The 10,005-nt window shown below is 67.9% G+C and carries 10 protein-coding genes; 3 read left to right on the forward strand and 7 right to left on the reverse strand.

Going from position 1 to position 10,005, the window contains the following annotated elements:
* Positions 1 to 231: 231 nt before the first annotated feature.
* From BUC15_RS17765 to BUC15_RS17775, 3 genes are all read right to left on the reverse strand, one after another.
* Positions 232 to 507: an early set domain-containing protein gene (locus tag BUC15_RS17765; protein ID WP_073191127.1), complete on the reverse strand. Its 276-nt coding sequence runs from the start codon at positions 505 to 507 to the stop codon at positions 232 to 234.
* 82 nt (positions 508 to 589) lie between these two features.
* Positions 590 to 1,186 carry a hypothetical protein gene (locus BUC15_RS17770; RefSeq protein ID WP_073191130.1) on the reverse strand — a complete coding sequence of 199 codons (597 nt, stop codon included), beginning with the start codon at positions 1,184 to 1,186 and terminating at the stop codon, positions 590 to 592.
* A 149-nt stretch (positions 1,187 to 1,335) separates the two neighbouring features.
* The gene (locus tag BUC15_RS17775) at positions 1,336 to 1,944 is read right to left on the reverse strand and encodes a hypothetical protein (RefSeq protein WP_073191133.1); all 609 of its coding nucleotides are present in this window, start codon (positions 1,942 to 1,944) and stop codon (positions 1,336 to 1,338) included.
* A gap of 146 nt (positions 1,945 to 2,090) precedes the next feature.
* Between BUC15_RS17775 and BUC15_RS17780 the strand changes: the two genes are divergently transcribed.
* Positions 2,091 to 4,166 carry an NAD(+) synthase gene (locus BUC15_RS17780; protein ID WP_073191136.1) on the forward strand — a complete coding sequence of 692 codons (2,076 nt, stop codon included), beginning with the start codon at positions 2,091 to 2,093 and terminating at the stop codon, positions 4,164 to 4,166.
* Positions 4,167 to 4,265: 99 nt separating this feature from the next.
* Here the strand turns inward: BUC15_RS17780 and ald are convergent, their stop codons facing one another.
* On the reverse strand, positions 4,266 to 5,381 hold the full coding sequence (gene ald / locus BUC15_RS17785; protein ID WP_073191140.1) for an alanine dehydrogenase: 1,116 nt from the start codon (positions 5,379 to 5,381) through the stop codon (positions 4,266 to 4,268).
* A gap of 214 nt (positions 5,382 to 5,595) precedes the next feature.
* Here ald and BUC15_RS21315 point away from each other — a divergent pair, with 214 nt between their 5' ends.
* Entirely contained in the window at positions 5,596 to 6,447 is an 852-nt protein-coding gene (locus BUC15_RS21315; protein WP_084189725.1) for a septal ring lytic transglycosylase RlpA family protein, read from the forward strand.
* Positions 6,448 to 6,505: 58 nt separating this feature from the next.
* On the opposite strand, the gene BUC15_RS17795 is transcribed toward BUC15_RS21315, so the two are convergent.
* Complete coding sequence (locus BUC15_RS17795) at positions 6,506 to 7,405, reverse strand: PfkB family carbohydrate kinase (protein WP_073191143.1); 900 nt, start codon at positions 7,403 to 7,405, stop codon at positions 6,506 to 6,508.
* The gene (locus BUC15_RS17800; protein ID WP_073191147.1) at positions 7,402 to 8,382 is read right to left on the reverse strand and encodes an ADP-ribosylglycohydrolase family protein; all 981 of its coding nucleotides are present in this window, start codon (positions 8,380 to 8,382) and stop codon (positions 7,402 to 7,404) included. The genes BUC15_RS17795 and BUC15_RS17800 overlap by 4 nt, the downstream gene beginning before the upstream one ends.
* 185 nt (positions 8,383 to 8,567) lie before the next feature.
* Here BUC15_RS17800 and BUC15_RS17805 point away from each other — a divergent pair, with 185 nt between their 5' ends.
* Entirely contained in the window at positions 8,568 to 9,773 is a 1,206-nt protein-coding gene (locus BUC15_RS17805; protein ID WP_073191150.1) for an L-lactate MFS transporter, read from the forward strand.
* Positions 9,774 to 9,793: 20 nt separating this feature from the next.
* Here BUC15_RS17805 and BUC15_RS20120 read toward each other — a convergent pair.
* On the reverse strand, positions 9,794 to 10,005 hold a 212-nt coding region (locus BUC15_RS20120), incomplete at its 5' end, for a hypothetical protein (protein ID WP_217652295.1).

The raw sequence follows: 10,005 nt of genomic DNA on the forward strand, positions 1-10,005 counted from the left end.
GCAGAAACCCGACCGCAGGGTCTTGGGAGAGTCTGCGGTCATGTCACGGGTGGTTTCGTCACGGGCGGCTCGCAAGCTCGCGGCCCGGCTCAACCAGCGGTCGGTCACGGGCGGCTCGCAAGCTGGCGGCCCGGCTCAACCAGCGGTCGGTCACGGGCGGTTTGCAAGGTCGCGGACCCGGCTCAACCAGCCGTCTCGGACCCGGCTCAACCAGCCGGATAATCCGACCGATCAGACCGTGAAGAAGCTGCCTTCGGCCGTGACGGCGTCAGCCTCGGGCTCGTCGAACCAGCCGCTCACCTCGCCCAGGTAACGGAAATGCAGCACAGAGCCCTTGGGGACGCTGACGGAAACGCTTGCGGTCTTATTCGCGCGCTTGACCAAGGTGTTCGCGCCGGGGGTCCAGGCGTTGAAATCACCAACAACGCTGATCTTTTCGTCGCTGACGGGCAACGAGAACGTCACCTTGACAAGATCGGATTTTGCAACTTTGGTGCGCTTGAGCACTTTTCACTACCTCTTAAAGCCGGTTACGGTGGCCAATAATACCAATCGGGGGCCCAACGGCCACATCCGGCCTCCGCAACGCTCACGGTTTGTGCTTCAGGAGCGTAAACAGGCCAGCCAAGAGCGAACTGACACCCGTAAGAGCAAGCGGGATGAGGGCCCCACCAGGGACGCCAGCCTGCGCCTCGACGGGCGCAGCGGTGGACGGTTCCGGCATCTGGGCGGCGCCGAGCAACTGGTCCAGTTCCGACGAGACCTGTTCGTCGACCGGCCCGGTGCCACCACACAGGTTCGCCTGCCACTGGTCGGGTGTCGGGGTGCCCATGATGTCGGTGTGGCCTGCGAAGAGGACGATCTCCATGCCTTCGCTCAACCCGTCCAGGCCGCAAGAGGCGCTGCTGGTGGGGCTCTGCACCTCAACGATCGAGGACGCCTCGCCCTTCCAGATCCGGTCCAACTCGATGGTGAAGACGGTGCCGTCGGCGCTCGACACGACGTCGGACGGGGCGTCGACGGCGATTACGGTACCCTCGCCGACCAGATCGGCGAACCCGACCTTCTCTTCCGTGGAAGAGATCGCACAACTACACGCCGACGCGCAGGGCGTCGTGCCCCACGACAATCCGACCGCGCCCGCCCCGGCAAGAAGCGAGGCTCCGAGTATCCGGCTGATTCGCATGGTGCTCCCCTTACGTAAACGGACCAATCAATGTCCCTGCCCGCCCACCGTGGGCGAGGTCATATCGATACGACGCTGCGAGCCTGGGCCGCGGTTGTCTCCAGAAGCGACCCTCACCTCCCGCGGGACAGGGGAGGCGACAGGGGGACTCACCCGAAGAGCAGAGCGCCAAGGCCGACCAGGCCAAGGGCGATCAGGCCCAAAGTCAAATATGGCGTCTTGTCGGTCAGGAGACCGAGCAGGTCGAGTATCGACCCGGGCATCGGTAACGGGAAGTGCGTGTTGACGGCGGCGAACAACTCGGGGTCGCTTGAGGGGGTAGACGGATCACCAGCCGTCTCGAGGATCTCAGCCAGGGTGGGGAGGCCCCAGTCCATGGAAACGCGGTAGGTGTCCTGGATGGAGTCCTTCACCAGGAGGATTTCGTCGCCGACGTCGTATCTGACCGATCCGCACGACGAGTCCTGCACCGTGACGCTGGTGCCAGGCAACGGCTGCCCCTTCCAGATCTCGGTGAAGGCGACCTGGTAGGTGGCCTTGTGTGCGCCGAAGGGCTCGAACTCCGCCACGACGCGTGCGACCGCGACCAGTTCCGCCTCATCCACGACCTGCTGAACCGTCGGTGGGTCTGGCGCCGGTTCGATTGAGCATGCCGACGCGATTTGGGTTGGGACGAACAGCAGAGCCGCCGTTGCCGAGGCCATGGCAAGCCTGATCCCGGCAGCCTTCGACCGTGGTTTCCTGACGTGCTGAGACATTCCTGCTCCTTTTGCGTGCCGTTTCGTTCATCGTCTGCTGTCAAGGACGCTTCGGAACCGCCGAACGGTTGTCCGAGCCATGGAAGCCGCCACGTTCCTCACGGCGCGGATCGGGAGGGCCCGCCATTCGTGGAAGACTCAGCCACATGGAGTTCACCTCGCTGTACAGCCATGGTTTCGCGCGTGTCGCCGCGTGCACCGTTCCCGTCGAACTGGGCGATCCGGCGACCAACGCGGAGAGGATCGTCGAGCAGGTGCGGCTCTGCCACGACGACGGCGCCGCGGTCGCGCTGTTTCCCGAGCTTTCGGTCAGCGGGTACTCGCTCGACGACCTGCTTCTCCAGGATGTGCTGCTCGACGCCGTAGACGCGGCCGTGGTCCGCATCGCGGAGGCGACCGCCGACCTGCTGCCGGTCGTCGTCGTCGGGGCACCGCTCTTCGTCGACCATTCGCTGCACAACTGCGCCGTCGTGCTCCACCGCGGGAAGGTGCTGGGGGTGGTGCCGAAGTCGTACCTGCCGAACTACCGCGAGTTCTACGAGAAGCGACACTTCGTGGGCGGTGCCGGGGCGACCGGCTACATTTCCCGCCCAGGCTGGCCCGGCGCCGACGAGGACGGTGAGATCTGCTTCGGGACCAACCTGATCTTCGAGGCGAGCGACGTGCCCGGCCTCAGCCTCTTCGTCGAGATCTGCGAGGACATGTGGGTGCCGATCCCGCCGTCGGCCAAGGCGGCGCTGGCTGGGGCAAACGTCGTCCTCAACCTCAGCGCGTCGCCCATCACGGTCGGCCGCGCCGACGACCGTGCGCTGATGGTGCGCTCGCTCAGCGCCCGCTCGTCGGTGGCCTACCTCTACGCGGCGGCCTCTTTCGGCGAGTCGAGCACCGACCTGTCGTGGGATGGGCAGGCCATGGCCTACGAGCTCGGCGACCTGCTCGGCGAGACCGAGCGCTTCCCGAGGGAGGCGTCGAGGCTGGTCGTCGACGTCGACCTGGACCGTCTGCGGCAGGAGAAGCAACGCCAGAACTCGCTGAGGGACAATGCGCTGAACGAGGGAGTCGGGCACGGCGACTTCGTGATCTGCTCATTCGAACTCAACCCGCCGACGGCGGACCTGGGGCTGCGGCGTCCGCTCGACCGGTTCCCGTTCGTCCCCGACGATCCGGCCCGGCTCAACCAGGACTGTTACGAGGCCTACAACATCCAGGTTTCCGCACTGGAGCGCAGGATGGCGTCCATGTCGGGCGGCGACCTGGCGAGGGCGCCGAGGATCGTCATCGGGGTCTCCGGCGGGCTCGACTCGACGCACGCCCTGATCGTCGCGGCGAAGGCGTGCGACCGGCTGGGCCTGCCCCGCACCCACATCCTCGCCTTCACCCTGCCAGGCTTCGCGACCTCCGATCACACGAAGAACAATGCGACGGTGCTGTCCGAGGCGCTGGGCGTCACGTTCGAGACGGTCGACATCAAGCCGATGGCCGAATCGCTGCTGAAGGCGCTCGGGCACCCGGCCGGGGACGGCGAACCCGTCTACGACGTCACGTATGAGAATGTGCAGGCGGGGCTGCGGACGGACTTCCTGTTCCGTGTCGCCAACCAGCGCGGCGGGTTCGTGCTCGGCACAGGCGACCTCTCCGAACTGGCGCTCGGCTGGTGTACCTATGGTGTGGGCGACCAGATGAGCCATTACGGCGTCAACTCGGGGGTGCCGAAGACGCTCATGCAGCACCTGATCAGGTGGGTGATCTCGTCGGACCAGTTCCCGGAGGCGGGCGTGAATGAGACCCTCGATTCGATCCTGAACACGGAGATCTCGCCCGAGCTGATCCCCGTCGCCGACGGTGCCAAACCCCAGTCGACCCAGGACTCCATCGGGCCGTACGCGCTGCACGACTTCACGCTGCACAGCCTGCTGCGGCCGGGGGCGCGCCCCAGCCGGATCGCGTTCCTGGAATGGCACGCGTGGCGCGACGCGACCGTCGGACGGTGGCCCGTCGGCTACCCGGAGGCCGACCGCGCCGAATACGACCTGGCCACCATCAAGAAGTGGCTCGCCGTGTTCATCAGGCGGTTCTTCTCAAACCAGTTCAAGCGCACCGCGATGCCGAACGGGCCGAAGGTGTTGGCTGGCGGCTCCCTTTCGCCGCGCGGCGACTGGAGGATGCCGTCGGACGCCTCGGCGAAGGCCTGGATGAGGGAGTTGGACGCCAACGTGCCGTGAGGGTTGGACGGCTATGGAGTCGGAAAAGTACGCCGAGATGCATCCTGTGAACGTTCAAAACCCGATTACATCGATCTGGGCGCACTAATCCGTTTCGGATCACCCGAGGATCTCGGAGATTGCCACCGAACCGCGCCCGAACGCCGCCGCGACCGGAGCCGACGTCAACCTGCCCGCCTGGGTCGACAGGCCGAGTGCCAGCGCGGGGTCGCGGCGGAGCGCATCGCGCCAGCCGTGGTTCGCGATGGCCAGCACGTAGGGGAGGGTGGCGTTGGTCAGCGCCCAGGTCGAGGTGATGGGCGCGACCCCCGGGATGTTGGCGACACAGTAGAAGGTCGAGTCGTGGACGCGGAACGTCGGGTCCTCGTGGGTCGTCGGGCGGCTGGGCTCGAAGCAGCCACCCTGGTCGATGGAGACGTCCACCAGCACCGATCCTGGCTTCATCTGCGAGACCATCTCGTCGGTGACAAGCTTCGGGGCCTTCGCGCCCGGCACCAGCACCGTGCCGATCACGAGATCTGCCTCCAACACCTGTTCCCGCACGGCAAGCGTCGAGGAGGCGATCTGCTGGATCCGGTTGCCCCACCGCGCCAGGCATGAGCGGAGCTTCACGAGGTTGGTGTCGAGCAGGGTCACATCTGCACCCATCCCCAGCGCGACCTCGGTCGCGTTCTGCCCGACGACACCGGCGCCAAGCACCACGACCTTCGCGTTGGCGACCCCGCCGATTCCGCCCATCAGGATGCCGCGGCCGCCGGAGTTCTTCAGCAGTTCGTGCGCGCCCACCTGGGGCGCCAGGCACCCGGCGACCTCGCTCATCGGGTAGAGCAGCGGCAAGAGACCCGAGTCGAGTTGGACCGTCTCGTATGCGATTGACGTGGTGCCGGCTGCCAGGAACGCGTCGGTCAGCGTCTCGTTGGCTGCCAGGTGCAGGTAGGTGAAGAGGATGAGGTCCTCGCGCAGCCGGTGGTACTCCTCAGCGACGGGTTCCTTCACCTTCAGGACCAGTTCGGCACCGGTCCAGAGTGAGTCGGCATCGGGCACGATCCTCGCGCCGACGGCGACGTACTGGGCATCGCTGATCGCCGAGCCGACCCCTGCCCCGGCCTCGACGGCGACCTCGTGGCCTGCCGCGACCAGTTCGTGGACCCCGACCGGGGTGACGGCGACCCGGTACTCACTGTTCTTGACCTCGCGTGGTACCCCGATGCGCATGTTGGCTCCCTTCGTCCCCGTCAGGCTACTTCCGCTGGGAGGACCGCAGGCTGAAGTCAAGGATTCTCAGCATCTTCAGGTGGATGTTGGACAAGTGCCTAGCCAAACATGAAAACCGTGGAGTTCTCTGAGAGAGTTTCTGAGAGATTCTTGGAAAACAGGTGGGTGGCGTGTTAGCGTCAGCTTGCCTCTCCCCCGAAAGGACCGCACACCAATGTTGAAGCGTTTCCTCGCCGCAGCCGCCACCGCAGTGGCCGGCCTCGCGTTCTGCGTCGTCGCCCCCCAGTCCGCACAGGCAGCAGCAACGGATGTCTACTCGACTCCGGGTGACCACCTCGTCAACGGCCGCTACTGGCACACCGAGTGCGAGAAGTACTCGACCACCGTCGTGCGCTGCACCACCGAGATCTGGGGCGACAAGGTCGTCCGGTCCGGTGGCAGCTATGTCACCAGCAAGGGCTGGGTGTTCAACAACCTGACCTACCTGCCGTCGACCCGTTCGCAGTGGAAGTCCAACCCGCTCGGCGTGACGACGAAGTCGTGGACCGCCTCCGACGGCCGCCAGTGGCGCACCGAGTGCGACACGGCGCTGACCGGCAAGAACGGCTGCCGCAGCTTCGCGAAGTCGACGGTTGTCAGCCGGGTCAACGGTCGCTACGTCTCCGAGACGAAGTGGCAGTTCAACAACATCGTGCGGTTCAGCACCAGCCGCATCCCCGCGGTCACCAAGGTGCCCGCCGCCGCACCTCCCCTGGCGAGCGTTCCGTCCGAGTCGTCCTCCGCTGCGACGCAGTCGTGCAAGGCGTCGTACTACTGGGACCCCCAGAAGACCGCCAACGGTGAGACCTTCAACCCGAACGCGCTGACGACGGCCCACAAGTCTCTTCCGTTCAACACGAGGGTGAAGGTCACCAACCCGAACAACGGCAAGTCGGTCGTCGTGCGCGTCAACGACCGTGGCCCCTACATCTCGGGTCGCTGCCTTGACCTGTCGCGCGCCGCGATGGAGACCATCGGCGACACCTCCGCCGGCGTGCTGACCGTCAACTACCAGGTGCTCGACTGATCAAGCCCCTGATCTGAGCGCCCCGGGTCCCCCCGCCCGGGGCGCTCGCTCTTTTTTCTCAGCCCTGCAGCGCCACCGACAGCGCCTCTTTCGTCGGGGCGGTGGCCGAACCCCGGACGGCGACCGCCAAGGCGGCGGCCACATTTGCGCGACGGAGCGCCTCGGCTATCGGCAGGCCGTCTGCGAGGAGTGCGAGAAGGGCCCCTGCGTGGGTGTCGCCCGCCCCGGTGGTGTCGACGACGGTGACGCGGTGCCCGGGGACGTGCAGTGGCGCTTGCCTTTTCCGGTGCAGCCACGCCCCCTCGGCCCCGGCGCGAACCACGATCACCGCGTCGGCGCGGGTGAGGAGGGGCCAGACGGCGTCGAGGCCGCCCAGCAGTTGCACCTCCCGCTCGTTGAGGCTGAAGACCGTGGTCGCGGCCAGCACCGCTGCGAGCACGTCGCCTGGCACTTCTGCGATCAGCGGCCCCGGGTCCACCAGCAGCGTTGCGGGCCGGAACGCGGTGAGCCAGGCGGCGACTGCCGGGCCGGTTGCGGGGTAGAGCAGGTCGTAGCCGCTTACATACACCGAGTCGTCGGCGCGCCAGGCGACCGAGGCCAGGTCGGCCGGGGTGATCGTCTGCTCGACGCCGGGGCTGGTCACGAAGGTGCGCTCGCCGTCGGGTTCGATGAAGCCGATGCTCGTGCCGGAATCTCCGTCGGTCGCGCGGGGGAGGAGGACGTCGACGCCGAGCGAGGTGAGCGCTGATGCCAACATGTCGCCCACCGGCCCGTCGCCGATCCGGCCCGCCACCACCGTCGGCATGCCGAGCCGTGCCGCGGCCGCCACGATGTTGAAGGCCCCTCCCGGCTGCGCCTCTACAGGGCCGGCCAGCACGTCGCCGCCACGCTCCGGCAGGTGCGGCACCGTCATCATCTGATCGCCGATCAGGCTGCCGATCACCACCAGGCGGCTCATGCACGCAACTCCATCAGCCGGATCGCCAGGCTGCGCAGGTGGAGATCCGGGTTGACCAGTTCCAGGTGAGCCACCTCGTCGACTGGGAATGCCTCGACGCCGTGGATCGAGCCGAGCACGGCCCCGGCCATGGCCGCGACGGTGTCGCTGTCGCCACCGAGCCCGGCCGCGGCCAGCACCCCGCCCCACGGATCGTCGCGGTAGGCGGCTACGATCGCCAGCGCGGCGGGCACGGCCTCCTGCGTCGCCACCGACGTGCCGACCAGCATCTCGATCGCGTCGAGCGGGTCGGGCCCGACGGCAAGGGATAGGGCCCAACGGATCCGGTGTGGGACGGACGCGCCGGGGGTGGGGTGGCCCCGTCGGGCTCCTTCCTCGGCCGCCTCGACGGCGACCTCCAGCACGTCGCGGATGTCGGCACCGTCGATGCCGGCCGAGACCGCCGCTCCGATGGCGGCCGCCCCCGCGTTGGCGATCCGGGTGTTGTGGGTGAGCAGGTTGACGGCGGCGACCTCGTCCACGAAGGCGCCGATCGGGAACACGCGGTGCGCGATGCCGAGCGGGGCGACGCGCATCGCCGCCCCGTTGGTGTCGCCCCAGCGGCCGGTGTCCTCTGCCGGGGTGCCCGCGCGGTAGGCCTCGATCGCGCGCAGCGTCGACGGGCCAAGAAGGTCGAGCGAACCCTTTGCCGCCATCGCCTGATGCCAGTCGCTGAGGGCCGTGGCGAAGGAAGCCAGGTCGACGACGCCACCGCCGTCGATCAGCAGCCGGGCCAGGATGACCGCCTGCTCGGTGTCGTCGGTGACGGTGCCTGGCAGTTGCCCGGGGCTGATCGGGTTCTCCAGGGGGCCAGGATGGAACCGGTCGAGCACCCCGAAAAGTTCGGTGATCCGGGCTCTGGTCAGCATCTGCGTCGGCATCCCCAGGGCGTCACCCAGTGCCAGGCCGATCAGGGTCCCTTCCGCTCGAGCATTCATGTCGCCAGCCTACGGGGCGGCCCGGGAGGCGGGGCGGTTCGTCAGCCTCACTCTTGTGCTTTCCAGGCAGGGAGGTCGCCCAACGTTGTCCTCCCGGATGGCGCAATCCGACGGTGCGGCGCGGCGCACCCGGTAACCGGACCCGACGCGGGCTGCGGCGAGTGGATCGGGCAGACTTTACGCCCATGCGCTGGTCTGCTCTCGTCGGTGGTGTCCTGATTCAACTGGTCGTTGGCGGGGTGTATGCGTGGAGCCTGTTCGCCCGCGCGCTGCAGGCGCCCGAGGCGATGGGACTCGGGCACGTCCAGGCTACGGTGCCGTTCGAGCTGGCGATCGGCATGATCTTCGTCGGCACGTCCATCGGGGGCAGGTTGCAGGACCGCAGCAGCCCGCGCACCGTCGCCCTGATCGGCAGCGTGATCTACGCAGGCGGCCTGATGCTGGCCTCGTTCGCCCGCGGAGCAGACGACTTCTGGCTCCTGGTGGTCGGCTACGGGCTCATCGGCGGGTTCGGGCTCGGCATGGCCTACATCGTCCCGATCGCGTTGCTCCAGAAGTGGTTCCCGAAGCAGCGGGCGTTGGTGACCGGGATCGCGGTCGGCGGTTTCGGGTTCGGCGCGACGCTGACGTCCCCCGTGGCGCAGCGGCTGCTGGCCGCGAACCCCGAGGAACCCGCCTCGGCTTTCCTGTGGATCGGGGCTGGGTATCTGGTGCTCGGCGTGATCGGCTCCCTGATGATGTTCACCTCTCCGACGACGGCCTCCGCGGCCAGCGACGCGGCCGGTGACTACACCGTTAAGGAGGCGCTGCGCACCCCGCAGTGGTACCTGTTGACGGGGATCCTGGTTGTCGCCGTTGCCGCCGGGATCTCGCTGATCTCGATGATGGCTACCGCCTCGGTCGAGGTCGCCGGGTTCGACGTGGCCGCTGCTGCGACGGTCGTCGGGGTGCTCGCCCTGTTCAACGGAGCCGGGCGGATCGTGTGGGCGGCGGTGGCGCAGAAGGTCGGTCCGCTGCCGGTGCTGGCGGTGATCCTGGGCCTCGAGGGCCTGGCCCTGATCGCCCTGCCACACACGGCGGGGGCCGCGTTCATCGCGTTGGCCGCGGTCGTCTACCTCTGCTACGGCGGTGCTTTCGGCACGCTGCCGGCGGCTGCGGGGAGTTTCTTCGGCCTCACGCACGCGGGCGCCATCTATGGCTTGATCCTGGTGGGTTGGTCGCTCGCGGGAGTGCTCGGCCCGTTGGCCGCGTCGTCCCTGGTGGGGGAGGCGGGCAACTATCGGCTGGCGTTCAGCGTGATGGGGGCGTTGGCCGTGGCGGGCGTCGCGCTGCCGCTGCTGACCCGTCCTCCGCGGAGGAAGGTCGAGGCGGAGGGGGCGCACGCTGGTTGAGCCGCGAGCAGGTTGAGCCGCTAGTCGCGCTGGTTGAGCCGCCCGTCGCGCTGGTTGAGCCGCCCGTCGCGCTGGTTGAGCCGCGCCGAAGGAGCGCAGCGACGCCTGCGCGTGACGAAACCACCTGGCACCGCGTCGGTTGAGCCGCGCCGAAGGAGCGCAGCGACGCCTGCGCGTGACGAAACCATCTGGCGCACGGTGCAGGATCCTGACCACAGGTTCTTGGGAGAGT

It is taken from the genome of Tessaracoccus bendigoensis DSM 12906 (assembly GCF_900141915.1).
Taxonomy (GTDB): Bacteria; Actinomycetota; Actinomycetes; order Propionibacteriales; family Propionibacteriaceae; genus Arachnia; species Arachnia bendigoensis.